22 protein-coding genes and 1 tRNA gene are annotated in these 25,167 nt (G+C 70.1%); 13 read left to right on the forward strand and 10 right to left on the reverse strand.

What is annotated here, in order from left to right; all coding sequences use genetic code 11:
• The first annotated feature begins 56 nt into the window (after positions 1-56).
• Positions 57-791: an ATP12 family chaperone protein gene (locus tag KF737_RS05835; protein ID WP_367273213.1), complete on the forward strand. Its 735-nt coding sequence runs from the start codon at positions 57-59 to the stop codon at positions 789-791.
• A gap of 124 nt (positions 792-915) precedes the next feature.
• Here the strand turns inward: KF737_RS05835 and KF737_RS05840 are convergent, their stop codons facing one another.
• From KF737_RS05840 to KF737_RS05860, 5 genes are all read right to left on the reverse strand, one after another.
• On the reverse strand, positions 916-2,313 hold the full coding sequence (locus KF737_RS05840) for a serine hydrolase (protein ID WP_296451413.1): 1,398 nt from the start codon (positions 2,311-2,313) through the stop codon (positions 916-918).
• Positions 2,307-4,805 (reverse strand): TonB-dependent receptor, encoded by a 2,499-nt coding sequence (locus KF737_RS05845; RefSeq protein ID WP_296451415.1) that lies wholly within the window; start codon positions 4,803-4,805, stop codon positions 2,307-2,309. Before KF737_RS05845 ends, KF737_RS05840 begins: the two co-directional genes overlap by 7 nt.
• A gap of 106 nt (positions 4,806-4,911) precedes the next feature.
• Positions 4,912-5,943 (reverse strand): FecR domain-containing protein, encoded by a 1,032-nt coding sequence (locus KF737_RS05850; protein ID WP_296451418.1) that lies wholly within the window; start codon positions 5,941-5,943, stop codon positions 4,912-4,914.
• 2 nt (positions 5,944-5,945) lie between these two features.
• On the reverse strand, positions 5,946-6,491 hold the full coding sequence (locus tag KF737_RS05855; RefSeq protein WP_296451420.1) for a sigma-70 family RNA polymerase sigma factor: 546 nt from the start codon (positions 6,489-6,491) through the stop codon (positions 5,946-5,948).
• Positions 6,492-6,639: 148 nt separating this feature from the next.
• A complete protein-coding gene (locus KF737_RS05860; RefSeq protein WP_296451423.1) occupies positions 6,640-6,933 on the reverse strand; it encodes a putative quinol monooxygenase in 294 nt (97 codons plus the stop codon).
• A 90-nt stretch (positions 6,934-7,023) separates the two neighbouring features.
• Between KF737_RS05860 and KF737_RS05865 the strand changes: the two genes are divergently transcribed.
• Both KF737_RS05865 and KF737_RS05870 read left to right on the forward strand, forming a co-directional pair.
• Positions 7,024-8,556, forward strand: a complete 1,533-nt coding sequence (locus tag KF737_RS05865; RefSeq protein ID WP_296451428.1) for an acyl-CoA carboxylase subunit beta — start codon at positions 7,024-7,026, stop codon at positions 8,554-8,556.
• Between the two features lie 283 nt (positions 8,557-8,839).
• On the forward strand, positions 8,840-9,880 hold the full coding sequence (locus tag KF737_RS05870; protein WP_296451431.1) for a BON domain-containing protein: 1,041 nt from the start codon (positions 8,840-8,842) through the stop codon (positions 9,878-9,880).
• A 115-nt stretch (positions 9,881-9,995) separates the two neighbouring features.
• On the opposite strand, the gene KF737_RS05875 is transcribed toward KF737_RS05870, so the two are convergent.
• A complete protein-coding gene (locus KF737_RS05875) occupies positions 9,996-10,811 on the reverse strand; it encodes a hypothetical protein (RefSeq protein WP_296451434.1) in 816 nt (271 codons plus the stop codon).
• 272 nt (positions 10,812-11,083) lie between these two features.
• Positions 11,084-11,572: a peptide-methionine (R)-S-oxide reductase MsrB gene (gene msrB / locus KF737_RS05880; RefSeq protein ID WP_296451437.1), complete on the reverse strand. Its 489-nt coding sequence runs from the start codon at positions 11,570-11,572 to the stop codon at positions 11,084-11,086.
• A 53-nt stretch (positions 11,573-11,625) separates the two neighbouring features.
• On the opposite strand from msrB, the gene KF737_RS05885 reads away from it, so the two are divergent.
• A complete protein-coding gene (locus KF737_RS05885; protein WP_296451440.1) occupies positions 11,626-13,602 on the forward strand; it encodes an acetyl/propionyl/methylcrotonyl-CoA carboxylase subunit alpha in 1,977 nt (658 codons plus the stop codon).
• Positions 13,603-13,786: 184 nt separating this feature from the next.
• Here the strand turns inward: KF737_RS05885 and lipB are convergent, their stop codons facing one another.
• Positions 13,787-14,509 carry a lipoyl(octanoyl) transferase LipB gene (lipB, locus tag KF737_RS05890; protein WP_296451445.1) on the reverse strand — a complete coding sequence of 241 codons (723 nt, stop codon included), beginning with the start codon at positions 14,507-14,509 and terminating at the stop codon, positions 13,787-13,789.
• 59 nt (positions 14,510-14,568) lie between these two features.
• Between lipB and KF737_RS05895 the strand changes: the two genes are divergently transcribed.
• The 6 genes from KF737_RS05895 (at position 14,569) to KF737_RS05920 (ending at position 19,664) form a co-directional block, all read left to right on the forward strand.
• A complete protein-coding gene (locus KF737_RS05895) occupies positions 14,569-14,838 on the forward strand; it encodes a FliM/FliN family flagellar motor switch protein (RefSeq protein ID WP_296451448.1) in 270 nt (89 codons plus the stop codon).
• A 320-nt stretch (positions 14,839-15,158) separates the two neighbouring features.
• Positions 15,159-15,243: transfer RNA gene (locus KF737_RS05900), tRNA-Leu, on the forward strand.
• A gap of 97 nt (positions 15,244-15,340) precedes the next feature.
• Positions 15,341-16,756 carry a magnesium transporter gene (gene mgtE / locus KF737_RS05905; protein ID WP_296451450.1) on the forward strand — a complete coding sequence of 472 codons (1,416 nt, stop codon included), beginning with the start codon at positions 15,341-15,343 and terminating at the stop codon, positions 16,754-16,756.
• Between the two features lie 69 nt (positions 16,757-16,825).
• Positions 16,826-18,010, forward strand: coding sequence for a lysozyme (locus KF737_RS05910; protein ID WP_296451453.1), 1,185 nt, complete (start codon positions 16,826-16,828; stop codon positions 18,008-18,010).
• 38 nt (positions 18,011-18,048) lie between these two features.
• On the forward strand, positions 18,049-19,215 hold the full coding sequence (locus tag KF737_RS05915) for an isovaleryl-CoA dehydrogenase (RefSeq protein WP_296451456.1): 1,167 nt from the start codon (positions 18,049-18,051) through the stop codon (positions 19,213-19,215).
• A complete protein-coding gene (locus tag KF737_RS05920; protein WP_296451459.1) occupies positions 19,212-19,664 on the forward strand; it encodes a DUF3574 domain-containing protein in 453 nt (150 codons plus the stop codon). Before KF737_RS05915 ends, KF737_RS05920 begins: the two co-directional genes overlap by 4 nt.
• 216 nt (positions 19,665-19,880) lie before the next feature.
• Here KF737_RS05920 and KF737_RS05925 read toward each other — a convergent pair whose 3' ends face one another.
• Positions 19,881-21,689, reverse strand: coding sequence for a patatin-like phospholipase family protein (locus tag KF737_RS05925; RefSeq protein ID WP_296451465.1), 1,809 nt, complete (start codon positions 21,687-21,689; stop codon positions 19,881-19,883).
• Between the two features lie 70 nt (positions 21,690-21,759).
• Between KF737_RS05925 and KF737_RS05930 the strand changes: the two genes are divergently transcribed.
• The gene (locus tag KF737_RS05930) at positions 21,760-22,599 is read left to right on the forward strand and encodes an enoyl-CoA hydratase-related protein (RefSeq protein ID WP_296451468.1); all 840 of its coding nucleotides are present in this window, start codon (positions 21,760-21,762) and stop codon (positions 22,597-22,599) included.
• A 41-nt stretch (positions 22,600-22,640) separates the two neighbouring features.
• Complete coding sequence (locus KF737_RS05935; RefSeq protein ID WP_296451470.1) at positions 22,641-23,051, forward strand: DUF1489 domain-containing protein; 411 nt, start codon at positions 22,641-22,643, stop codon at positions 23,049-23,051.
• Positions 23,052-23,309: 258 nt separating this feature from the next.
• Here KF737_RS05935 and panC read toward each other — a convergent pair whose 3' ends face one another.
• A complete protein-coding gene (gene panC / locus KF737_RS05940; RefSeq protein ID WP_296451474.1) occupies positions 23,310-24,158 on the reverse strand; it encodes a pantoate--beta-alanine ligase in 849 nt (282 codons plus the stop codon).
• Positions 24,159-24,331: 173 nt separating this feature from the next.
• Between panC and KF737_RS05945 the strand changes: the two genes are divergently transcribed.
• Positions 24,332-25,165 (forward strand): division plane positioning ATPase MipZ, encoded by an 834-nt coding sequence (locus KF737_RS05945; protein WP_296451477.1) that lies wholly within the window; start codon positions 24,332-24,334, stop codon positions 25,163-25,165.
• Positions 25,166-25,167 lie beyond the last annotated feature (2 nt).

The raw sequence follows: 25,167 nt of genomic DNA on the forward strand, positions 1-25,167 counted from the left end.
TGGGTTTTACGCCCATTGCACGCCGCCGTGGCCGAATTCCGTCGGGAGAAAGTGGCTTGGATCTGCGCAAGGGCTTCCACGAGCCGGCCGAGAAGCCGCGGCGGTTCTACAAGGCCGTGGCCGTCACCGAGGCCGGCGACGGGTTCGGCGTGCTGCTGGACGGCCGCAGCCTGCGCACGCCCAAGGCCGAGCGGCTGGTGCTCCCCACCCGCGCGGCGGCCGAGCAGATCGCCGGGGAATGGGCCGCCCAGACCGACGTCATCGAGATGGCGACGATGCACGCCACGCGGCTCGCCAACACCGCCATCGAGACGATCGGCGCCACCCGCGAGGGCGTGGCCGACCAGGTGGCGCAGTACGCCGGCTCGGACCTGCTCTGCTACTTCGCCGAGAGCCCGGTGGAGCTGGTGCGGCGGCAGGAGGCGGCGTGGGGGCCGATCCTGGCGCGGGCCGAGGCCGAGGACGGGCTCGGGTTCGAGCGGTGCGAGGGGATCCTGCACCAGGCCCAGCCGCCCGAAACCCTGGCGCGCGTCCGCGAGATCGCGCTCGGCCTGAACGACTTCCAGCTCGCCGGACTCGCGTTCGGCGCGGCGTTGTTCGGCTCGGCCGTGCTGGCGATCGCGCTGCTGCGCGGCTGGACCAGCGGCGAGGGCGCGTTCGAGCTCTCGCGCCTGGACGAGGCGTTCCAGGAAGAGAAGTGGGGCGTCGACGACGAAGCGGCCGAGCGCACCGCGCGGCTGACCGGCGAGGCCGCGATGCTGGAGCGGTGGTTCCGGGGGCTGGAAGCCTGAGCCCAGGTCCGCGGCGGCGCGCCCTCACCCCGGTCATCCCCGCGCATGCGGGGACCCAGGCTTGCTTTTCGGCTGCTGAGCCAGGATCGAGCGAGCGGCGGTCCCACGTGGCCGAGGCCGCCCCTCAATCCCCCTTGTTGACGACGATCGCCTCCGCCGCCTTGCGCAGCACGGAGAGGTCTTCTCGCAGGCGCGGTCCGCGATCGAACACGAAGAACAGACCCCACAGGTCCTTCTCGCGGTCGATCCAGGGCAGCGTGCCCCATGCGCCGCCGGAACTGACGGCCGCGCACGACCCGTCCGGCCTCGTCGTCTCGCACCAGGCCGCAAAGCCGTAGGAGCGTCCGGCTTCTGCACCCGCACTGCGCCAGCGATGCGGCAGGCCGGCGGCATGGTCGGTTTCGATCAGCTTGATGGCGGCGGCGGGATAGACCTGCTTGCCGCCGACCTTGCCCCCCGTCGACATCATCATCAGGAACCGGGCGTAGTCGCGCGGCGTCGTCCACAGTCCCGACTGCAGGTTCGGGTTGGGCAAATCCAGACCGTCCCGGCTCTTCTGGGGATGGCCGAAGTGGCTCGAGGTCATGCGCGCCGGGCCGCCCACGGTGCGGTTCCAGAGCTTGACGAAGGGCTCGCCCGTCGCCGCCACGGCCCAGGCTGCCCCCACCTGCTGCGTCCATCCGCCATAGGCGAACTCCGTGCCCGGCGGCGCCACGAGGTCGAACTGGAGCAGGCGGTCGGCGGCCTCCTGGATGTCGATCCGCGGATCGAGGGCGATGTCCGGCGTGCCATCGCCGATCGCCGCTGCGCCGGCGGTGAACGACATCAGTTGCGTGAGGGTCAGGTTGGCCTTCGGCGTGCCGATCAGCCCGGGTCGCCAGCTCGACAGCGGGGCGTCGGGGTCGAGCTTGCCTTCCGCCACGGCCGCCGCGATCGCCGCGCCGCCCGGCCATTTGCTGGCCGAGGCCATGTTGACGAGGGAGTCCGCATTGTATGAGCCCGCATAGCCCTCGAAGATGATCTTCTCGCCTCGCCCCACCAGCAGGGCGGCGCCCTCCAGCTCGTGATGGGCCACCAGCCGGTCCAGCGCCCTGTCGACCTCCGCCCAGGTCCTGGGCGGCTTGTCGGGATCCAGCGCAGGTCCGCGGGTCAATCGCGCTTCGAGACGCTTGAACTCCGCGTCCAATTCCGTCCTGTCGATGCCGCCGGAATGGTTCGCATCCGCCCGTGAGAAGGACGAAATAAGCTGGAGCGGCAACTCGACGTCGCTGAGTTCTCCGTTCCCGTCGGTGTCCATGCGTTCGAAGGGCCGCGCCCTGAGAACTGCGAGCTCTCGTAGCGAAGGGCTCACAGCCGTGTTCTCTGCCGGCGCGGCTGGTGGCGGGGGCGCAGCCGCCCGGACCGGGGGCGCGGCGCTCATCACGACCGTGGCGGAAAGCAGGTATCCGGCCCAGCGCCGTGGCAAGGCCTGCTTTCCCTGTTCGCGCTTCGGCGGCGGCTTGGCGATGTTGGCGGCTACCATCGGTAGGTCACCTGCGCACCGTAGCTCTGCGGCGCGTTCCATCGGCGCGAGGTCGCGGCCTGGAACACGATGTAGCTCTCGTTGGCGAAGTTGTTCACGTAGATCGCGGCCTCCCAGTTGTCCGTCCGCACGCCAGTGCGCAGGTCATAGATCTCGAAGTCCTCCAGGGGAGGCGTCTGGGCTATCTCCTGCACCCCGCCCTTGCGGAGGGCGCCTTTGAGGTTGATGAAGCCGGTCAGGGTGGCGGAAACCGGCCGCCGGTAGTTCAGGTTGAAGGTCGCCGTCCAGTCGGGCCGCTGGGGCCCCTTCTTCCCCTTGTCAGGGCCCGAGACGACCTTGCCCCACTGCCGCGAGACCCCGGCGGTGAGGCGCGCCACGCCGCCGGCGATGTTCGCCCTGCCCGTGGCCTCGATCTCGATTCCCGACAGCTCGGCCTTGCCGGCGTTGTAGACGAAGAGCGTCTGCTGCACGGGGCAAACCGGGCTTCCGACGAAGCAGCCGTTGCTGGTCTGGACGAGGAGATCGTCGACCTCGGCCCAGTAGGCGGCGGCGTTGATGAAGACCTGGCGGTGAAGATTGCCCTTCGCGCCGATCTCATAGGAGGTCGTCACCTCGTCGGAGAAGACCGCCGGAAGCTGCACGGGTGCGCGCGGATCGCCCAGCCCCAGGTTGAAGCCGCCCGCGCGGTAGGCCGTGCCGACCTTGGCGTAGGCCAGCCAATCGCGGACCTTGTAGGAGGCCGTGACGGTGTAGGAGATGTTCCCGGACTTCTTTCCGTCCCTGAACGTGAAGCCGACCCCGGACGGAAGACCGGTGCCGAAGTCGAATTGGGCGGAATCGATGCCCTTGTCGTCGTGGGTGTAGCGACCCTCGGCGATCAGGTTCAGCGCCTCGGAGACATCATATCCGACAGATGCGTAGGCAGCCCATGACGTGAAGTCGATGCGGAAGGCCTGCACGGTCCCGCGCGACAGAGACGCCTGGGTCGTCCCCATGGGCGTCTTGGTGAGGATGATCTTCGCGGTGTCGTTCAGATCGTAGATTTCCGCGCCGGCGAGCCATGTCCAGCGGCCGGCCTTGGCGCCCGCGATGTGGATGTCGCTGAACATGATCCGCGAGAAGTCCAGGGCGAGGCCCTCGAGGTTGACGTCGCCTTGCGCTGCAAGGCTCGCCGCGAGGCCTTGCGCCACCGCCTGGGCCGCGAACTGAGGCGACTTGGCGTCGGCGTCGAACGCGTTCTGGGAGTGCCGCTCGCGCAACGAGCTCGTCATGGTGACGGTCGCGCCCCCGAGATCGTAGCCGCCTACGAATTCGAAGTAATTGGTCCGCATCTTCGCCGAGAAGGGAGCGTTCCATGAGATGTCATACTTGTCGTCGAAAGCGCCCTTTGGATATATCGGGCTCTGGCCTGGACGGCTGTGGAAGGAAAACCTCAGCCCTGGAAGCAGGTCGGCGCCGTGCTCGACGAGAATGTTGGCCGAGGCCGGCCCGCGTTCATAGCCGAGCTGGACGCGATATATGTCGCTACTTTCGGCATCGAAATATTCTCCCCTGGCGGGCGCGTAGAAGTAGCCCTCGGTCTGCCGCATCTCGCTCACGCCGACCCTGAGCGCCAGGGTGTCGGTGAGCGGCTGGTTGATGACCAGCGCGCCTTCCCACCGCTTGTGGTCCCCGATCTCCGCCGAGACGAAGCCCGTCTCGCGGTCATGCGCGGGACGCGCGGAAACGATGTTCACGGAGCCGCCAACGGAATTGCGGCCGTTCAGCGCGCCCTGGACGCCCCGCAGGACCTCGATGCCCTGGACATCGAAGAAGTCTGACTTGGCGAAGGTGCGGCCACCCTGGTAGCCCCCGCCGAGGTACACGCCATTGCGGTAGAGGCCGACGCCGGACTCGGCCGCCGTGGCCCGGCTGGTGCCGGAGCCCCGGATGGAGACCTCCGACGTGACGGCGTTGCTGGTGTTGGCGAAGTTCACGCCCGGGACATTGGCCAGCAGGCTCTGGGTGTTGGCGACGCCCCCGATGTCCCGTAGCTGTTCGGCGCCGAGCGCCGTCGCGGCCGTCGGAATGTCCCGCAGTCGCTCCTCGCGCTTGCGGGCGGTGACCACCAGCTCACCAACATCCACCGAAGCTTCAGCGGGGGGTTCGGCGGCCCCCGCCGGCTCCGGGCCGGCTGGGACCCGCACGATCATCACGGCGCCAGCGCGGGTCTGCTGGAAGGTCAGCCCCGAGTCCCTGAGCAGGAGCCGGAGCGCATCGTCGGCGGCAAGCCGGCCCTTCACCGCGGGCGCCGTCCTTTGCGCCACTAGGTTCTCGGTGAAGATGAGCTGACGCCCGGACGCCTGCCCGTAGTCCCGAAGCGCCTTCGAGAGACTCTCTCGCGGAATGTCGAAATCGTGGGCGGGCGACTGGGCGTGCGCTGGCGTCGCCAACACCGCCAGGCAGAAGGCGCCCGTCGCGGTCGAGGCGCTCTGGCGGATTCGCCGCGACATCCATGAGGTCGTCATCATTCCCCCCAAACCCAGGCCCGCTCGAGGGACCGTTGGAGAGGAAGACGACGCCGAAACGAAAATCCTCCGCCGCGGCGGAACTTTTGCGTCAGTTGCGGCTGCGCAACTCGACAGCGCCGTCCTCGCCGACCGACGCCGCCACCGGGAGGTAGCGGGTCACGGTGTCGACGAAGGTGGCCGCATCGCCGGACTTGAAGACGCCGCTGATCCTCAGATTTGCGGCCACGGGATCAGCCACGACGATCGGCCGGTCGGTATAGTGGCTGACCCGCGCGGCGACCGCCGAAAGCGCTTCATTGTCGAATACGAGCTGACCCGCTTCCCATGCCGTGGATTTGTCGAGGTTGACCTTCTCGACGCGCGATGGACCGCTCGCCCCGGCGACGAGTTGCTCTCCCGGCTCGAGATGGACTGCGGTTCCGGCGGGTTTCGGCCCGGCCGGAAGGCGGTGTCCGCCCGGCTGGTCCCCGACCACCACGACGTGGCCTTCGATCAGGGTCACAAGGACCCTGGGGCCGAGCAGATCGATGTTGAAGCTGGTGCCCGTCGCGATCACCGTCTGGTCGCGCGCATGGACGGAGAAGGGGCGGGTCTGGTCGCGCGCCACGTCGAACCTGGCCTGACCGCGGAGGATGTCGAGCTTTCGAGCGTCGCGCCGCCACCGGACCTCGATGAGCGTCGCCGAGTCCATCGCCAGCCGCGATCCGTCGGCGAGGACGACGATCCGTCGCTCGCCGAGCGCCGTGCGGTAGACGTCCGGCTTCGTCATGAACCAGTACGCGCCGGCCAGGGCGATCATGAGCGCCAGCGACACAGCCGTCGCCGCCAGGGCCTGAAGCCGACCCCGCGGCCACGCGAACCGCCTTTGCCCCCGCCGGCGCGCGTGCTCCAGCGCGTCACGGCGGGCGGCCATCATCTCCGGCGCGGTCGCATGGTCTCCGAAAATCGCCCACGAGGCCTGCACCCGCGCCCAGGCGTCGGCGTTTCGTGCGTCCGCGGAGAGCCAGGCCTCGAAGTCCTCGGACGTCTCGGCGTCGCCGTCCGCCAGCGCCACGCGCCAAGCGGACGCGGTCGCGAGCCGGCGCGCCCCATCGTCCTGGTCGTGGTCGACCGTCGCCATGCTCAGTCCGATCCGTACTTCCGCGCGAGGAAAAGCGTGGCCTTCAGCACGTGCTTTTCCACCGTGCTCTGGCCAATGCCATAGAACTCGGCGATCTCGCGCTGCTTCATGTTCTCGAGCCGGAACAGGATGAAGATGTCCCGGGTCTTTTCTCCCAGCTCATCGAGCGACTTCAGCACCTCCGAGAGTGTCTCTCGTCCGAGCAGGACTCGCTCCGGAGTGCGATCCTCCACCAACTCGGACATGACTTCATGCGCCAGGTCGAGGTTCGGGACCGGTGTGCGAGCCCGCGCGCCCCGCGCAGCCACGCGTCCACGGTCCTTCAGCAGGTTTGCGGCGACCGTGAAGACATAGCCTTCGACGTGCTCGATCTCGCGAAGATCGCCGATACTCATCATGCGCATGAACACGCGCTGAGTGAGGTCCTCGGCTTCCGCATGGTCGCCCACCCGGCGCAGGAAATAGCTCATGAGCGGACGCCGGAACCTCGCGTCCAGCGACGACGCCGATATGGCGGAGGGCGATGTGCCATTGCGACTGCCCGCCATCGGCCTGGACCCCTTGGCCTCCTCATGTGCGCCGCGCGCGAGGGTTCGCCGCCACGATGATGGCGTCAAGGGGCCGCGGGACGCGGCGCAAGTCGAGGCGGGGCCGCGATGCCGGAGCCGTGGTTCCGGGCCTTGGAAGGGTCGCCGCTCAGTCCCGCGGGACGATCGGCAGGATCCTGATCTTGCTGCCCGAGGCGGCGAGTTCGCGGGCGATCTTCATGTACTCCAGCGACTCCGGCACGGCGAAGTGGGCGTCCAGCGCGGCGCGGTCCTCCCACTCCTCGTAGAAGAACAGCGTCAGCGGGTCTTCGCAGTCGACGTGGACGCTGTGCTTCAGGCAGCCGGGCTCGGCGCGCGAGCGGCGGGTGTGGGCCAGCGCCGCCTCGCGCAGGGCCTCGAAGGTGTCGGGCCGGGCGGTCACCGAACCGGTCACGATCAGCATGCCTTGCCTCTCCCGGATCACGCGGCGTGAACTTGCCTAGCTCATCGGCCCCGACTACGCCTGCGCTTTCTGCGAAGTAGGACCGCGCCCGTGAAGCACATCCTGGAAGAGCTCGAGAAGCGCCGCGCCGAAGCCCGCCTGGGCGGCGGCGAGAAGCGGATCGCCAACCAGCACGCCAAGGGCAAGCTGACGGCGCGCGAGCGGATCGACCTGCTGCTGGACGAGGGCTCGTTCGAGGAGTTCGACATGTTCGTCGAGCACCGCGTGGCCGAGTTCGGCATGGACAAGCAGCGGGTGCCCGGCGACGGCGTGGTCACCGGCTGGGGCCGGATCAACGGCCGGGTCGTCTTCGTCTTCTCCAAGGATTTCACGGTCTTCGGCGGATCTCTTTCCAGCGCCCACGCCGAGAAGATCCTGAAGGTGCAGCGCCAGGCGATGAAGGTCGGCGCCCCCGTCATCGGCCTGTTCGACGCGGGCGGGGCGCGGATCCAGGAGGGCGTGGCGGCGCTGGGCGGCTATGCCGACATCTTCCTGGAGAACACCCTGGCCAGCGGCGTCATCCCGCAGATCAGCGTGATCATGGGCCCGTGCGCCGGCGGCGACGTCTATTCGCCGGCGATCACCGACTTCATCTTCATGGTGAAGGACACCTCCTACATGTACGTGACCGGCCCCGACGTGGTGAAGACGGTCACCCACGAGGACGTCAGCCACGAGGACCTGGGCGGCTATCGCGTGCATGCGCTGAAGTCGGGCGTGGCGGACGGGGCGTTCGAGAACGACCTGGAGGCGCTGACCCAGGTGCGCCGCCTGATCGACTTCCTGCCGCTGTCGAACCGCGAGAAGCCGCCGGTGCGCGAGAGCTTCGACGACCGCGAGCGCCAGGAGGCGTCGCTGGACACGCTGGTGCCGGCGAACCCCAACAAGCCCTACGACATGAAGGAACTGATCCTGAAGGTCGTGGACGAGGCCGACTTCTTCGAGATCAGCCCGGACTTCGCCAAGAACATCGTGGTGGGCTTCGCGCGCATCGACGGCCAGCCGGTGGGCATCGTGGCGAACCAGCCGCAGACGCTGGCCGGCGTGCTCGACATCGACTCGTCGCGGAAGGGCGCGCGGTTCGTGCGCTTCTGCGACTGCTTCGAGATCCCGATCATCACCTTCGTGGACGTGCCGGGCTTCATGCCGGGGACGAAGCAGGAGCAGGGCGGCCTGATCCGCCACGGCGCGAAGCTGCTGTTCGCCTTCGCCGAGGCCACGGTCCCGAAGATCACCATCATCACGCGCAAGGCCTACGGCGGCGCCTACGACGTGATGAGCTCCAAGCACATCCGCGGCGATATCAACTACGCCTGGCCGTCGGCCGAGATCGCGGTGATGGGCAGCAAGGGCGCCGTGGAGATCATCTTCCGCTCCGAGATCGGCGACCCGGACGCGATCGCGGCCCGCGAGGCCGAGTACAAGGCCCGCTTCGCCAACCCGTTCGTCGCCGCCTCGCGCGGCTACATCGACGATGTGATCATGCCCCACTCGACGCGGCGGCGGATCGCCAACGCGCTGAAGAACCTGAAGGGGAAGACGCTGACCAACCCCTGGAAGAAGCACGACAACATTCCGCTGTAGAGCGCTCCTCTCCCTTCACTCCTGAACGTCATCCCCGGCCTTGTGCCGGGGATCCATCTGTCGGCGTCTCATGGACGAGGTGCGGACCGCTGGGGCGGTCCGCCGCAAAGCGTCCGGAAAGCTGAACCATGGATCCCCGGCACAAGGCCGGGGATGACGTTCATTGGGGGAGCGGTGGCGACAGCCACACGCCGCCTGTTCCTCGGAACCACGCTCTCCACCGCTTGTTCTGCCGGGTAACGCGGGCGCTGCCCGTGAACCGATAAGAGCAAGGAGAACGACGATGACCGGTCGGTGGAGCGACGAGTGGCGGGACCGCGGGTACCGGTCCGGGCGTGACTGGCGCGGCGACGAGGCGCCGCGGCGCTGGCCGGGCGACGAGGACCGTTCGTTCGGCGGCGAGGACCGCGTGTTCGGCGAGCGTGAGAGCGGCGCTGCCTACAACCGGCCGCAGGACGACCCGGGCCACCGCCGCGCCGACCGTGGCGGCTATCGCAGCGACGGGCGCCGCGGCCGCGGCGGCGACTGGCAGGACCGCGACTACAAAGGCGTCTCGCCGGCGATGCGGCGCGGCGGGTACGACACCGGCTATCGCGCCAATCCGTTCGGCCGCCAGGACGACACGCGCCAGGACTACGGGCGCGGCGGCCGCTACTACGGCGACGACGGCCGCGCCTCGATCTACCGCGAGAACTACGGCATGGGCGGTCACGAGTACGGCGCCGTGCCGCGCGGCTACGACGAAGGCCAGCGGTTCGGCGCGCGTGAGGCCGACCAGCGCTGGCGGCGCGAAATGGGCCGCGGCGGCTACGACTACGAGCGTGGCCGCGAGGAGTTCGAGGACCGGGCCCGCGAGGCCGGCGACTTCTTCCGGCGCACCGGCGAGAAGGTGAGGTCGTGGTTCAACGACCTTGGCCGCGATGAAGGCCGCGGCTACGACGACGCCTATCGCGGCGCGCGCGGGCTGGGGCCGAAGGGCTATCAGCGCTCGGACGAGCGGATCAGCGAAGAGGTCCACCAGCGCCTGACCGACGATAGCTGGATCGACGCGTCGGCCATCAACGTCTCGGTGTCGGGCGGCGAGGTGACGCTGTCGGGCACGGTCGAGAGCCGCGAGGCCAAGCACCGGGCCGAGCGCGTGGTCGAGGACCTCTCCGGCGTGAAGCACGTGCAGAACAACCTGCGCATCGAGAGCGGCAACGTCTTCACGAGCGCCGGCCGCGGCTATGGCGACAGCGTGAACGAGGCCCGCATGCGCGGCGACAATCCCGAGGTGAAGGATGTCACCGACGGCAAGACCTCCTCGACCCGCAAGGACAGCTAAAGCGCGTTCCGAAAAGTGGGAACCGGTTTTCGGAATAAACGCGCGCCAAAACAAAAACCTAGAGCGGGTTGCCATCTGATTCTATCAGATGGCAACCCGCTCTAGACGCGGTCCTTCAGAGCGGAGGCGCTTCCCTGGCGAGGCCGGGCTTCGGCGCCACGGCCTCGCCGGGGGCGAACTGGCCGCAGCGGTCCCAGTTGAAGGCGCGGACGCCGAAGACCTGGACGCAGGCCGGGATCTCCTCCCGCCCGATGCGGCCCTGCTTCGAAAGCCAGACGCACTGGGCCGTCGCGCCGATGAGGTAGCTGGCCACGGGGCTGTCGGGGTTCACGCGGTTGGCGATCGAGCGCCGTTCGGCGTTGGTGTCGGTGAAGGCGATATGGAAGCCGACCGGCGTCAGCGAGATGGTGTGGGCATACTCGTGCGCCGCGACGTTGATCGCGCAGGAGCGGCGCACGACGTTGCCGGAGGCATAGGCAGCCAGCACCGGGCGGCTGACCTCCATCCCGGAGTAGCGGCCGGAGACGCCGCCTTCGCCGGCGGCGGCCAGCAGGGCCGGGCTCTCGTCGACGATGTCCACCTGGGCCGGCGCATAGCGCGAGCCGAAGGGCTTCAGATCGACGATGTCGGCGATGCGGGCGGGCGAGAGGTCCTGCGCCGCGTCGCGGGCGTAGACGGTCGGATAGGCGCGCTCGAACCCACGCATCGCCTCGCCGAACGCCGGCGAGCGCAGCACCGCATAGGCGTCGGTGAGCAGGCGGCCGGCGGCGGCGCGCTCGGCCTCGGAGACGACGCCGTCCAGGGTGGAATAGGCGCCGGTCCCGGTATCCTCCTCCAGGTTCCGCCAGGCCACCCAGCCCAGCATGGCGACGGCGGCCAGGAAGGCCCAGAGGCCGGACCTCCAGAGGGCGTGGCGCGGTGGTTCGTCCATGGCCTGAGCGTGCCGTGGTTGTGTGAAGAAGTTCAATGCCCCGGCGGCGTGGGCTAGCGACCGTCTCTCGGCGGCCCATCTCCTCTCCCCCTGCGAGCGTAGCGAACAGAGAGGGAGAGGGCAGGGAGAGGGCGGCTGGGTGACGTCAGCGGTGAACCGAAGACCTGCGAGGGGCCTTGATGGACCATCGACGAAGCCCTTTCGCCCGCACCGCCCTCTCCCTAGCCCTCTCCCTCTCGTCGCGCCTGCGGCGCGCGGGGGAGAGGAGACTTCTACGCCGGCTGCACGTGCGCGTTGTCGCCGCGGTCCAGCGGGTCGCGCAGGGGTTCGCCGTCCGGCACGAACTCGAGGCTGACCGAGTTGATGCAGTAGCGCAGGCGGGTGGGCGGCGGGCCGTCGGGGAAGACATGGCCCTGGTGCGAATCGCAGCGGGCGCAGCGGGTCTCGATGCGGACCATGCCCCAGGACGCATCGCGCACGCCTCTGACGTGGGCCTCGTCGATCGGCGCCCAGAACGAGGGCCAGCCGGTGCCGCTCTCGAACTTCGTCCTGTGCTGGAACAGCGGCAGCCCGCAGAGGCGGCAGCAGTAGACGCCGTCGTCCTTCTGATCGAGCAGGCCGCCGCAGAACGGCGCCTCGGTGCCGTGGTGCAGCAGGACCTCGGCCTCTTCGCGGGACAGCGACGCCTCCAGGCGCTTGCGTTCCTCAGGGTCAGGCGGCGAGAGAGAGAACCCCGAAGGGGAGACGTCTGGCGTGCTCATGTACGCCAATCTAAGGTCGCGCCCCTCCAGGTGGAAGTCATTCAAGGGCCGGAATGTTTTCGAAGATCCTGATCGCGAACCGGGGCGAGATCGCCGTCCGGATCATCAAGACCTGCCGCCGCATGGGCATCAAGACGGTGGTCGTCCATTCCGAGGCCGACGCCGACTCGATGGCGGTGGAGATGGCCGACGAGGCCGTGTTCATCGGCGGGGCCCCGGCGGCCGAGAGCTATCTCGTCGCCGACAAGATCGTGGACGCCGTGCGCCAGACCGGCGCGCAGGCCGTCCACCCGGGCTTCGGCTTCCTCAGTGAGAATGCGAGCTTCGCGCGGCGGCTGGCGGCCGAGGGCATCGTCTTCATCGGCCCGAACCCCAAGGCCATCGAGGCCATGGGCGACAAGATCGAGTCGAAGAAGTTCGCCGCCAAGGCGGGCGTCTCGACCGTACCGGGCCACGTCGGCGAGATCAGCGACACCAAGCACGCCATCCAGATCGCCGAGGAGATCGGCTATCCGGTGATGATCAAGGCCTCGGCCGGCGGGGGCGGGAAGGGCATCCGCGTCGCCTGGAGCCGCAAGGACGTCGAGGAGGGCTTCCCGGCCGTGCGCGCCGAGGCGAAGGCCAGCTTCGGCGACGACCGCATCTTCATCGAGAAGTTCATCGAGAGCCCGCGCCACGTCGAGATCCAGGTGCTGGGCGACAAGCACGGCAACGTGGTCCACCTGTTCGAGCGCGAGTGCTCGATCCAGCGGCGGAACCAGAAGGTCGTGGAGGAAGCGCCGAGCCCGCTGCTGGACGAGAAGACCCGCCGGGCGATGGGCGAGCAGGCCGTCGCGCTGGCCAAGGCGGTCAACTACGACAGCGCCGGCACGGTGGAGTTCGTGGCCGGGCAGGACCGCAGCTTCTTCTTCCTGGAGATGAACACCCGCCTGCAGGTGGAGCATCCGGTGACGGAGCTGATCACCGGGGTCGACCTGGTCGAGCAGATGATCCGCTCGGCCTATGGCGAGAAGCTGCCGTTCGCCCAGAAGGACCTGAAGATCAACGGCTGGGCCATGGAGAGCCGGATCTACGCGGAAGACCCGTACCGCGGCTTCCTGCCCTCGATCGGCCGGCTGGTGCGCTATTCGCCGCCCGCGGAGGGCGAGGGGGCCGCCGGGACCGTCGTGCGCAACGACGCGGGCGTGCGCGAAGGCGACGAGATCTCGATGTTCTACGACCCGATGATCTCGAAGCTGTCGACCTGGGGGAAGACGCGGAACGTGGCGATCGACGCCATGGGCCGCGCGCTGGAGGACTTCCACATCGAGGGCCTCGGCCAGAACATCCCGTTCCTGGCCGCGGTGATGGACCAGAAGCGGTTCCGGTCCGGCAAGCTCTCGACCAACTACATCAAGGACGAGTTCCCGGAGGGCTTCCAGGGCCTGCCGCCCACCGACTTCCAGCGCGACCTGATCGAGGCCGTCGCCGTCTACATGCAACTGCTTCAGGCCTCGCGCGCAGGGCGTGGCGAGCCGCGTGAGGACTGGGTCGTGGTGGCGGGCCTGCACCGGCGGCAGGTCAGGGCCTTGCTCACTCCGGATGGGGTGTTGGTCCGGAACGGCGGGCGGGACCTGAAGCTGGAGCGGGTGAGCTGGAGGCCGGGCCAGCCGCAGTTCCGGGCGCGCTTCGCGGGCCGCGACGTCACGGTCACGGTGAAGCCGGCGGCCGAGGGCTTCGTCATCCGCCACCGGGCGACGACGCTGAACGTCCTGGTGCTCTCGCCGCGCTCGGCCGAACTGCACGAGAAGCTGCCGCCCAAGCGGGCCGCCGACACCTCCAAGATGGTGCTGTCGCCGATGCCGGGGCTGGTCGTCTCCATCGACGTGGCCCAGGGCCAGGAGGTGAAGACCGGCGAGATCGTGGCCGTGCTGGAGGCCATGAAGATGCAGAACATCCTGCGCGCCGAGCGCGACGGCACCATCAAGGCCGTCAACGTCAAGGGCGGCGACAGCGTGGCCGCCGACGAGGTGCTGGTCGAGTTCGCGTAGGCGCCGGACTGGAGACCCATCGGGACTGACCTTCCCAATCGTCATCCTCCGGCTTGTCCGGGGGACCCATTGGGCTGTGCGTTGCAGGGCGGGCGCGGCGTCGACGCCGCTGATCGCCACGGGCTCACAGCCCAATGGGTGGCCCGGACAAGCCGGGCCATGACATTCCGGGCGGGGGTGAGAACTAGAGAGGCGCCGACGCGTCCTCCACCGGCCCGAACACGGCCTGGAAGCTGGCCTTCAGGGCGGCGTCGGCTTCGGCCATGGTGACCGGCAGGCCCAGGTCGACGAGGCTGGTGACGCCGTGGTCGGTGACGCCGCAGGGGACGATGCCGCCGAAGTGGCCGAGGTCGGGCTCGACGTTCAGCGAGACGCCGTGGAACGAGACCCAGCGGCGGAGCTTCACGCCGATGGCGGCGATCTTGTCCTCGCGGGGCGGGACGCCGGGCGCCTTGCGTTCGACCCAGACGCCCACGCGGCCGTCGCGGACCTCGCCGGCGACGTTGAAGGCGTCGAGCGCGCCGATCACCCAGGCCTCCAGGGCGGCGACGAAGGCGCGGACGTCGCGGCGGCGCCGCGTGAGGTCGAGCATCACATAGGCCACCCGCTGGCCGGGGCCGTGGTAGGTGAACTGGCCGCCACGGCCGCTCTCGAAGACCGGGAAGCGGCCGGGGTCGATGAGGTCGGCGGCCTTGGCCGAGACGCCGGCGGTGTAGAGGGGCGGGTGCTCCAGGAGCCAGACGAGTTCGCCCGCGGCCCCGTCGGCGATGGCGGCGGCGCGGGCCTCCATGGCCTCGACGGCTTCGGGGTAGGGGACGGGCGTCTGCGAGACGGCCCAGCCGACCGGCGCGGCGTCGGTGCGACCGAACAGCGCCTCTCCGGCGGAATTTAACGTGCGGTCAAGCATGTGGGGCCAAATGTGGGGCTCGGGCGTGCGTCGCGCAAAGCCCCCGGTTCTTCACGCGTATGTCGGGGTTCTCCTTCGTGAGCCAGGTCAAGGCCGTCAATGTCGAAATCCAGGTGGTGCTCGGGCGCGCCCAGCTCCCCATGGCGCAACTGCTGCGCATGGGCCGCGGCGCGGTCATTCCGCTGGACACCAGCGTGAACGACGAAGTGTGGATCCTGGCCAACAACCACCCGGTCGCCCGCGGCGAGATCCAGATCAACGACGAGCACATCGCCATCGCCGTCACCCGCGAAGCCAACGTCTACGACTACATGGCCGGCGGCAGCTAGGCCTTCGGTCCGCGCGTACCCTGCGCGCGACCCTCGACATTCCCACGATGGTCATCATTCCCACGATTGTCATCCCGGTTTGGGCGCAGCCCAAGACCGGGACCCAACCTTCCGGTGCTCTGAGCCGGCCAGCATGGCCCCGATCGTCGGGGCTGCCCCCCAACCATCCACACACCTGATGGTTGGGTCCCGGTCTTGGGCTGCGCCCAAACCGGGATGACAGCGGGAGGATGCGGAGCGCGTCGTGTCGCAGGGCCGCCAAGGCGCTCAGCCACTTGAGTATGGGGCCGGTGTTTGCTACCTGCCGCGCCTCACCACGAGCGGTCGTGGCGGAATTGGTAGACGCGCAGCGTTGAGGTCGCTGTGGGGCAACCCGTGGAAGTTCGAGTCTTCTCGACCGCACCATCCTGCTTCGCCCTGACGGGCTTCGCAGGATTCGTGAATCAGGGCCTTAGGTAGGACACGAGCAGAGCCGTCAGCACATAAGTCGAGGGAGGTCCGCATGAGCCGCGAAACGGACGACCTCGCCGACGTCGCGGAGCCGGACGAAGACCTCGAAGACCTGGCCCTCGAAGACGACTACGCCCTCAACCCGGACTTCGTGAGCGACGTGGCCGATGCGCTGGAGCGCGGCGACGCCGACCGGTTGCGCGAGCTGCTGGGCGCGCTGCATCCCGCCGACGTGGCCGACCTGATGGGCTTCCTCTCGGCCGGCGACCGCGAGGACCTGATCCCGCACCTCGACCCCGAGACCCTGGCCGAGATCCTCAGCGAACTGGACACCGAGATCCGCGAGGAGGTGCTGGAGCACGTCCCGTCCGCGACGCTGGCCAAGGCCATCGGCGAGATGGAGTCGGACGACGCCGCCGATGTCGTCGACGACCTGGAGGCCGACAAGCGCGCCGAGGTCATGGCCGCCATCCCCGAGGTGGAGCGGGCGGCCATCGAGACCACGCTCGCCTACGAGGACGAGACCGCCGGCCGGCTGATGCAGCGAGAGGTGGTGGCCGCGCCGCAGTTCTGGACCGTGGGCCAGGCCATCGACCACTTCCGCCGGGAAGCCGAGGACCTGCCCGAGCTGTTCTTCGACATCTATGTGGTCGACCCGGCCTACAAGCCCGTGGGCGCCGTGCCGGTGAGCCACCTGCTGCGCGTCGGCCGCCAGACGCCGCTGGCCCAGATCATGGAGCCGGTGAACGAGATCGACGCGACCCTCGACCAGGAAGAGGTCGCCTACATCTTCGACAAGTACCACCTGATCTCGGCGCCGGTGGTCGACAACGACGGGCGGCTGGTCGGCCAGATCACTGTCGACGACATCGTCAGCGTCATCCAGGAGGAGAGCGAGGAGGACATCCTCGCCCTGGCCGGCGTGAGCGACGCGGGCCGCGACGCCGGCGTCGGCGACATCGTACGCTCGCGCCTGCCGTGGCTGGTGCTGAACCTGGCGACCGAGGCGGTGGCGGTGCAGGCCATCAACGTCTTCCAGGACGAGATCGCCAAGCTGGTGACGCTGGCCATCCTGATGCCGATCGTGGCCTCGGTGGGCGGCAACGCGGGGACCCAGGCGCTGGCGGTCGCGGTGCGCGCGCTGGCCGCCCGCGAGCTGACCGCCGCCAACTCGCTGCGCATCGTCAGCCGCGAGGTCGTGGTGGGCGTGGCCAACGGCGCCGTGGTCGGCCTGATCATGGCGCTCGCGACGTGGTTCTTCTTCCATGACCTCAGGCTGTGCGTGACCATCGCCCTGGCGCTGGTCGTCAACGTCTTCATCGCCGCCCTGGCCGGGGTCCTGGCGCCGCTGACGCTCGATCGGTTCGGGCGCGACCCTGCCGTCAGCTCCTCGGTGTTCGTAACTTTCGTCACGGACCTCATGGGATTCCTGTCTTTTCTGGGACTCGCGAGCCTCATCCTGCTGTAACTGGCGTCAGGCTTGCGCCCGGCTGGACGGGCGCCTGTCGCCTGTGCCGATTTGGGACGGATAGAGCTCGTGCTCTCGCGCCACCGCGTCTCCCGGGCGGCCATCGAACTGATCAAGCGGTTCGAGGGCTATCGCCGGACTGCCGCCCAGTTGCCCGACGGGCGCTGGACGATCGGCTATGGCCACACGCTGACCGCGCGCGAGGGCGCCGAGGTCTCCGAGCCCGACGCCGAGGCGCTGCTGGTCTACGACCTGATCGCCGTCCAGCATGCGGTGAACGAAGGCCTGCTGGCCCCGGTCACGCAGAACCAGTTCGACGCGCTCAGCAGCTTCGCCTTCAACGTCGGGATCGACAACTTCCGCCGTTCGCAGGTGCTCAAGCGCCTGAACGCCGGCGCCCCCGTGCAGGCTGCCTGCGCGATGGAGCTGTGGCGCAAGGCCTACTTCGAGGGCGAGCGGATCGTGGTGGACGCCCTGGTCCGCCGCCGCTCGGTCGAGAAGGCTCTGTTCCTGACGCCGCCGAACGACGCGTGGACGCCCGCGCCGTCGCCGCTGCTGCGGCCGGTGATCGACCTGGACGCGCTCGACCTGGTGCCGCTGCGCCGGCCGGTGGAGGTGGAGGCGTCGTTCGAGGGCCCGAAGGTCACCGCGCGCCGCGACGACCTGCCGGACGAGGACGCGCCGCCCGAGCCGACCCCGGACCTGGCGGCGCCGGCGCTGACCGCCGCGGCCGAGCAGATCGCCAGCCGCCTCGAGGCCATCTTCCCGGACACCGGGGAGGAGCCGGCGCTCCTCGACCTCGACGACGCCCCGCGGGCGGGTGAAACGCACGCCGTGCGCCCGCAGGCCGACTTCGCGCCGCCGATCACCGAGCGTGTGGAAGGGCCCGAGCCCGAGCCGCCCGTCGTGGACGCCGAACTGGCCATCCCGCTGGCCCCGAGCGCGCCCGAGCCGGACGCGACGCCGGAAGCTCCGGCCGAGCCTGAACCCTATGAGTTCATCCCCGCCCGCCTGCGGCCCGAGCCCAGGCCCAGGGAACAGTCGGTGGCCTGGGACCTGCTGCTCTCGCTGCTGGGCCTGGCCTTCTTCGGCTTCGGCGTCTTCTGGGGGCTTTCGGCGCGGCCAGCCCCGACGGGCGCGGTGATCACCCCGTTCATGGTGGCCTGGAGCGCGGGCCTGGCCGGCGTCGGCTTCGTGGCCGTGGCGGTCTACCGCCTGCTGCAGCGCATGGGCCGCGAGGCGGAACGGGACTGAGGCTGTGCGCGTCGCGTGGCTGTGCTAACCCGCGCAACATGATCCCGAACCACGGACCCAGCCTCGAATTCGGCCTCGGCGAGAGCGCGGACATGATCCGCGACACCACCCAGCGCTTCGCCGCCGACAGGATCGCGCCGCTCGCCGCGGAGATCGACGCCACCAACACCTTCCCGCGCGCGCTCTGGCCGCAGATGGGCGAGCTGGGCCTGCACGGGATCACGGTGGAGGAGGCGTTCGGCGGCCTGGGCCTGGGCTACCTCGAGCATGTCGTGGCGGTGGAGGAGGTCAGCCGCGCCTCGGCCTCGATCGGCCTCAGCTACGGCGCGCACTCGAACCTCTGCGTGAACCAGTTGCGCCGCTGGGGCACGCCCGAGCAGAAGGCCCGCTACCTGCCGAAGCTGATCAGCGGCGAGCACGTGGGCTCGCTGGCCATGAGCGAGGCCGGCGCGGGCTCGGACGTGGTCTCCATGCGCCTGCGCGCCGAGAAGAAGGGCGACCGCTACGTCCTGAACGGCACGAAGTTCTGGATCACCAACGCGCCGCACGCCGACACCCTGGTGGTCTACGCCAAGACCGACCCGGACGGGGCCTCGCGCGGCATCACGGCCTTCATCATCGAGAAGGGCTTCAAGGGCTTCAGCGTCAGCCAGAAGCTGGACAAGATGGGCATGCGCGGGTCCGACACCGGCGAACTGGTGTTCGAGGACTGCGAGGTGCCGGAAGAGAACGTCATGGGCCCGGTCGGCGGCGGCGCGGGCGTGCTGATGAGCGGCCTGGACTACGAGCGCGCGGTGCTGTCGGGCGGGCCGCTGGGCATCATGCAGGCCTGCCTGGACGTGGTCCTGCCCTACGTCCGCGAGCGGAAGCAGTTCGGCAGGCCGATCGGCAGCTTCCAGCTCATGCAGGGCAAGGTCGCCGACATGTACGTGGCGCTGAACTCGGCGCGCGCCTACGTGTATGCGGTGGCCAAGGCCTGCGACGCGGGCCTGACGACGCGGTTCGACGCGGCCGGGGCGATCCTGATGGCGAGCGAGAACGCCGTGAGGGTCAGCCTGGAGGCGATCCAGGCGCTGGGCGGGGCGGGGTACACCAAGGAGTACCCGGTGGAGCGCCTGCTGCGCGACGCCAAGCTCTACGACATCGGCGCCGGCACCAACGAGATCCGCAGGTTCCTGATCGGACGCGAGCTCGTGGGCGGGTGATCCGGGCGGGGGCCATCGTCCTGCTGGCGGGCGTCCTGCTCGCGGGCTGCCGGACGGCCCCGCCCAAGTCGCCGTGCCCGGCCGGGCAGGCCGAACTGCGGACCGCCCAGGTGTTCCTGGCGGCCAAGGCGCCCGCCAGGCTGAACGACGCCGACATCCGCAGGTTCGTCGACCAGGAGGTCACGCCGCGGTTCCCGGACGGCGTCACCGTCGTGGACGGCGGCGGCCAGTGGAAGGGCGACGAGAACCAGATGATCCGCGACGCGGCCAAGGTGCTGACGATCGTGCTGCCGGCCGCGGGCGATCCGATGGGCCGGGTGGAAGCCGTCCGCGCCGCCTACCGCGCCAGGTTCAGGCAGGAGTCGGTGGTGGTCCTGCCGCCGCCCGCCTGCATCGCGCTCTCCGACCCCGCCCGCGCAGGCGGGCCAGGGCGGGCCGCGAGGCGCTGAAATAGCGAAAGGCCGCCCCATGGCTGGGGCGGCCTTTCCATAGTCGGACCGCTGAGCGGCGCGCGACCCTGCCTAGTGGCTAGGCGCGAACCCCGTAGACGGAGGTCCAGGTCACGGTCACCGCAGTGCGGCTTTCACTATGAGACACTGGGTCACCTCCTTTCAGTTGTTGAACACCCTCTGAATATGGGGGCGCGTCGCGCGCCTCCGCAAGGCTCATTCCGCCGCGGCGTGCGCGGAGGCCATGAAAGGGGCGGTGTGGGCGCCGGCCGCCTGCTGTTCACGCAGCGAGGCGCGGCGGCGCAGTTCGGGGAGCGGCCTGGTCAGCTTGTCGAGGGCTGCGAGCGTCGCGCGATAGCCCGCCTCGACGGCCTCGTCGTAGGCCTCCCAGTCGCGGATTTCGATGCCCGAGACGTCGGGCTGGACCAGGACGTCGGTGGCCTCGCGGGCCGCGGCGAGGTCGCGGCCGGTGGAGACGGTGGCGGTGCGCATCAGCAGCGACACGATCGGGGGGCCGAGGCGCCACTGCCCCGAGCGGATCCAGCGCCAGACGGAGGAGGGCCGGGCGACGTCGTTGGCCGTGATGCTGCGCGCGGTGGTGACGTCGACGCCGACGATGGGGCCGGTCATGGCGGCGCGCATGACGTCGGCGGGGAAGTTCTTCATCACGGCGCCGTCGACCAGCACGTTCTGGCCGTCGGTGGCGGGCGGGAGCACGCCGGGCAGGGAGATGGTGGCCCTGAGCGCATGGCGCAGCAGGCCGCGCTTGTGGAGCTGGTAGGCGCCGGTGGTCAGGTTGGACGACAGGCAGAAGAACGGCAGCCAGAGGTCGGCGATCTGCGTCTCGCCGAAGTGGTGCGCCAGCCGCTCGCTCACCTTCACCCCGTGGGTCATGGCCAGCAGGGGCAGCGCGATGTCGTCCAGCGGGCTCGTGGTGACGAAGGCCTCCTTCAGGCGGCGGTCCATCTCCTCCTGGTCCCAGCCCATGGCGAGGCCGGCGCCCACCACCGCCCCCATGGACGAGCCGCCGACGAAGTCGATGGGCACGCCGCGCTCGCGCAGCGCCCGGATCGCGCCGACGTGGGCGTAGGCCCGCGCGCCGCCGCCCGAGAGCACCAGGCCGACCGCCTGCCCGGTGAGCACGCGGGCCAGCCGCTCGAAGTCCGGTTCGTGGCCGCGGCGGACGTGGAAGACCCGCGCCGCGCCCGTGCCGTCCAGCCAGGCCTCGGCCCCCTGCGGCCGGACCGCGTCGCCGGGCTGGACGAGGATCAGGTCGACGAGGCCCTGCTCCTGCAGCGTCGCCGCGCCGGGTGGAGCGCCCGACGCCTCGGCGGGCCGGTCGCCGCGGCCGACGCGGAACAGGCGGTCCACCTGGCGCGGCACGAACGACGCCCACGCGGTCTCGTCGCGCTCGGCCACGTAGAGGACGAAGTCGTGGATGCGCTCGACCTCGGAGAACCACTCGGTGGGCGCCGAGGCCGCTTCGGCGCCCACCGTGGTGACCTCGTAGCCGAGGGCGGCGATCTCGCGCTCCAGCCGCTCGACGATGGGCCGGATCGGGCCGGGCCTTCCGACGGGAACGAAGCCGAACACCGAGGGGTCACCCACCGGCCCGCGCCGCGCGGTCTGGCGGCTGCGCAGGATCATCAGCTTGGCGAGCTCGATCATCACGTCGGCGTCGGCGTCGCAGGCGTCGAAGAAGGCCTTTTTCGGGATCGCGAAGATCTCGGAGTCGCGCAGCGCATAGACGTCGGCCGAGTGCGGGATGCCGGCGATCAGGGCCATCTCGCCGGCCGGCTCGCCGGGGCGGATCACGCCCAGGAACTGCGCCTCCTGGCCCTCCTCGCGGCGGAACGCGCCCAGGCGGCCGGTGCGCACGACGTAGAGGGCGTCGGAAGCGTCGCCCTGGCCGAACAGCTTCGAGCCGCCGGGCACGGAGAACCAGATGGTCTCGGCCCGTGCGTTCGGCTGCCGGAACAGCCGGGCCAGGGCCGAATCGGCCTCGATTTCAGGCAGGCTCGCCACGGCGCGGAGGGTAGCGCCGCTCGGCGCCCAGAGCTACGCCTGTGCGTTGTCGTCATGCACAGGAGGCCCGATGACCAACGAGCTCGCCCACCCGCTGGTGGAATTCCCGGACGTCAGCGCGACCTCCGACCTGGTGCATATCCACGCGACCCAGGCGGGCGCGGTGACGGTGACGATGAACCGGCCGGCGCGGAAGAACGCCTTCGACGACGACCTGATCTCGGCGCTGGAGGAGGCGTTCGAGACGCTGAAGGGCGCCGAGGGCGTGCGGGTGGTGTTCGTGCGCGGCGCGGGCGGGACGTTCTCGGCCGGGGCCGACCTCGAGTGGATGCGGGCCGCCGTGGAGCGCAGCGAGGCCGACAATCGCGCCGACGCCATGAACCTGGCGAAGATGCTGAAGGCGCTCTACGACCTGCCGGCCCTGACCGTCGCCCTGGTCGAGGGCGGGGCCTATGGCGGCGGCGTCGGCCTGGCGGCCTGCTGCGACATGGCGGTGGCGACCGAGGGCGCGCGCTTCAGCTTCTCGGAGGCGCGCCTGGGCCTGATCGCGGCCACCATAAGCCCCTATGTGGTCCAGGCGATCGGGCCGCGGCATGCGCGGGCGCTGTTCGCCAGCGCCCGGGTGTTCGACGCCGCCTACGCCGAGAGGATCGGGCTTGTGGACGAGGTGGTCGCCGACGCGGCCGGGCTGGCGGCCGTATCGCACCGCATCTTCCGCGAGGTCCTGGCCTGCGCGCCGGGCGCCGTCGAGGCGTCGAAGCGGCTGGTTGACGAGGTGGCGGGCCGGCCCATCGACCGCGGGCTGATGGAGCTGACGGCGCACCGGATCGCCGCCGCGCGGGTGGGCGAGGAGGGACAGGCGGGCGTCCGCGCCTTCCTGTCCAGGCAGAAGCCGCCGTGGGCTCAATGACGCACTTTCCAAGGCGCTGAAGCGGCCCTAATCCGGGGCCGATGGCCCTGCACATGATCAAGCTGGTGGTGGGCGCCGCCACCATCGAGGACCTGCTCGACTGGCGCGCCCGCAACGCCGTGACCGGCGAGCCCTGGATCCTGCGCACCCGCATGACGCCGAAGCGCGCGCCGGAGATGGTGGACGGGGGCTCGGTCTATCGCGTGTTCAAGGGGGTGATCCTCTGCCGCCAGAAGATCCTGGCCGTCGACACGGTGGGCGAGGGCGCCGCCGCCCGCTGCCACGTGACCCTGGACGAGCAGGTCGTGCGCGTGGCGCCGACGCCGCGGCGCGCCTTCCAGGGCTGGCGCTACCTCGACGCCAGGGATGCGCCGCCGGACCTGGACGAGGCGGCCTTCGGCGACGTCCCGGAAGCGCTGGCCCGGCAACTGCGCGACGCGGGGGCGTGGTGAGGCTGCACGCTGGGGCGAAGCTCACTCCGCGGAGATGGATATGACCCAGGTCTCCCTTCCTCCTCGACGGAGGAAGGGTCGGGGATGGTGGTGTGCGCACGGCGCTCGAGACGCCCCCGCTTGAGGGGCTGAGCCAAACACGGCCGGGCCTCAAACTCAAGGGCCACACCACCACCCAACCCTCCTCCGTCGAGGAGGAGGGCTCATGATTTCAATAGTCTAGAAGGCAGCCCTGGCCGACCTGAATGTGGCTTGCACCTAATCCCCGACGTTGTCGATGAGGCGGGTCTTGCCGAGGCGGGCGGCGGCGAGGACGCGGACGGGGCCGTCGGTGGGGCCGGGGCCGAGGCGCTCCAGCGTGGCCGGGTGGCGGACCTCGACATAGTCGATCCGCTGGAAACCGGCGCGGGCCAGGGCGTCGAGGGCGACGCGCTCCACGGCCGCCACGGACTCGCCGTCGCGCAGGTTCCGGAGCAGCGTCTGCAGCACCTGGTGCAGGGCCGGCGCCTGCTGGCGTTCCTCGGCCGTCAGGTAGGCGTTGCGGGAGGACAGGGCCAGGCCGTCGTCGGCCCGCATCGTCGGCGCGCCGACGATCTCCACGGGGATGTCCAGGTCGGCGACGAGGCGGCGGATCACCGCGAGCTGCTGGAAGTCCTTCTGGCCGAACACCGCCACGTCGGGGCCGCACTGGTTCAGCAGCTTCGTGACCACGGTGGCGACGCCTGCGAAATGGCCCGGCCGCGCCGCGCCCTCCAGGGGCTCGGCGACGCCGCAGACGGTGACGATGGTGGACGCGCCCTCGGGGTACATCTCGGCCACGGCCGGCGCGTAGAGGAGGTGGCAGCCCGCGCCTTCCAGCAACCCGGCGTCGCGGGCCTCGTCGCGCGGGTAGGCGTCGAAGTCCTCGCTGGGGCCGAACTGGGTGGGGTTCACGAAGAGGCTCGTGACCACGCGGTCGGCCTTCGTCCGCGCCAGCCGGACCAGCGAGAGGTGCCCCTCGTGCAGCGCGCCCATGGTGGGGACGAACCCGACGCCCAGGCCCTCGGCCCGCCAGGCGCGCACCCGCGCGCGGAGGTCGGCGACGGTGCGGACGAGGGGGAGGGCCATGGCGCGGATATGGCGTCGGCGCGCCGCCAAGTCCATCCACAGGCCGCGCCGAGCGGTCACGTTGACGCTGCGCGGGCGTACACGCTCTGTTAAAGGTCGGTTGAGTCGGTCCTCCCAGACCGGCGTGTCTACCGATTGGGGCGGCGAGCCGCTCCTGGGGGAGCTAGAGAGCCATGGGCCAGGCCAGCGTCATCGTGGTCGGCAACGAAAAGGGCGGGGCGGGCAAGTCCACCATCGCCATCCACATCGTCACCGCCCTGCTGCACGGGAAGGCGAAGGTCGCGGTGCTCGACCTGGACCTGCGCCAGCAGACCCTCGGTCACTTCTTCGCGAACCGGGCCGCGTGGCTGGCCGCGAACGCGGCCGAGGCGCCGATGCCGATCGAGCACGCCATCAGCTCGGCCGGCGACGCGCTGGCCAAGGCGGCCGAGGCCGAGCAGCTCGCCCGCTTCGAGGCGGCGTTCGCCGAGGTGAGCGAGGCGGCCGACTTCGTGCTGATCGACACGCCCGGGAGCGACACGGCGATCAGCCGCGCGGCCCACGCGCGCGCCGACCTGATCGTGACGCCCATGAACGACAGCTTCGTCGACTTCGACATGCTGGGCGTCGTCGACCCGGTGACGCTCGACCTGAAGCGGCACTCGCTCTACGCCGAGACGGTCTGGGGTTGCCGCAAGCAGCGCGCGACCGCCGAGCGCAAGCAGATCGACTGGGTGGTGCTGCGCAACCGCCTGGCGCCCACCGAGGCCCGCAACCGCCGCCGCCTGGACGAACGCGTCGAGGCGCTGTCGAAGAAGGTGGGCTTCCGCGTCGGACCGGGCCTGCGCGACCGCGTGATCTACCGTGAGCTGTTCCCGTTCGGCCTGACGGTGGCCGACCTGTCGCCGGCGATCCGGCCCGTCGCCATGAGCCTGCAGCACGTGGCCGCCCGCCAGGAGCTGCGCGCGCTGATGGTCGCCCTGGGCTTCCAGGGGCTGGACGACGCCGAACGCATCGCGGCCGAATAGGC

Source organism: Phenylobacterium sp. (genome assembly GCF_019636135.1).
GTDB lineage: Bacteria > Pseudomonadota > Alphaproteobacteria > Caulobacterales > Caulobacteraceae > Phenylobacterium.

What these genes read in the sequence shown, in the direction of transcription:
- KF737_RS05840 (WP_296451413.1), bottom strand. Translation starts at nt 2,313, where the DNA reads ATGGTAGCCGCCAACATCGCCAAGCCGCCGCCGAAGCGCGAACAGGGA.
- KF737_RS05945 (WP_296451477.1), top strand. Translation starts at nt 24,332, where the DNA reads ATGGGCCAGGCCAGCGTCATCGTGGTCGGCAACGAAAAGGGCGGGGCG.
- mgtE (WP_296451450.1), top strand. Translation starts at nt 15,341, where the DNA reads ATGAGCCGCGAAACGGACGACCTCGCCGACGTCGCGGAGCCGGACGAA.
- KF737_RS05935 (WP_296451470.1), top strand. Translation starts at nt 22,641, where the DNA reads ATGGCCCTGCACATGATCAAGCTGGTGGTGGGCGCCGCCACCATCGAG.
- KF737_RS05860 (WP_296451423.1), bottom strand. Translation starts at nt 6,933, where the DNA reads ATGCTGATCGTGACCGGTTCGGTGACCGCCCGGCCCGACACCTTCGAG.
- KF737_RS05870 (WP_296451431.1), top strand. Translation starts at nt 8,840, where the DNA reads ATGACCGGTCGGTGGAGCGACGAGTGGCGGGACCGCGGGTACCGGTCC.
- KF737_RS05875 (WP_296451434.1), bottom strand. Translation starts at nt 10,811, where the DNA reads ATGGACGAACCACCGCGCCACGCCCTCTGGAGGTCCGGCCTCTGGGCC.
- panC (WP_296451474.1), bottom strand. Translation starts at nt 24,158, where the DNA reads ATGGCCCTCCCCCTCGTCCGCACCGTCGCCGACCTCCGCGCGCGGGTG.
- KF737_RS05855 (WP_296451420.1), bottom strand. Translation starts at nt 6,491, where the DNA reads ATGGCGGGCAGTCGCAATGGCACATCGCCCTCCGCCATATCGGCGTCG.
- KF737_RS05895 (WP_296451448.1), top strand. Translation starts at nt 14,569, where the DNA reads ATGTCGGGGTTCTCCTTCGTGAGCCAGGTCAAGGCCGTCAATGTCGAA.
- KF737_RS05930 (WP_296451468.1), top strand. Translation starts at nt 21,760, where the DNA reads ATGACCAACGAGCTCGCCCACCCGCTGGTGGAATTCCCGGACGTCAGC.
- KF737_RS05845 (WP_296451415.1), bottom strand. Translation starts at nt 4,805, where the DNA reads ATGTCGCGGCGAATCCGCCAGAGCGCCTCGACCGCGACGGGCGCCTTC.
- msrB (WP_296451437.1), bottom strand. Translation starts at nt 11,572, where the DNA reads ATGAGCACGCCAGACGTCTCCCCTTCGGGGTTCTCTCTCTCGCCGCCT.
- KF737_RS05850 (WP_296451418.1), bottom strand. Translation starts at nt 5,943, where the DNA reads ATGGCGACGGTCGACCACGACCAGGACGATGGGGCGCGCCGGCTCGCG.
- KF737_RS05885 (WP_296451440.1), top strand. Translation starts at nt 11,626, where the DNA reads ATGTTTTCGAAGATCCTGATCGCGAACCGGGGCGAGATCGCCGTCCGG.
- lipB (WP_296451445.1), bottom strand. Translation starts at nt 14,509, where the DNA reads ATGCTTGACCGCACGTTAAATTCCGCCGGAGAGGCGCTGTTCGGTCGC.
- KF737_RS05915 (WP_296451456.1), top strand. Translation starts at nt 18,049, where the DNA reads ATGATCCCGAACCACGGACCCAGCCTCGAATTCGGCCTCGGCGAGAGC.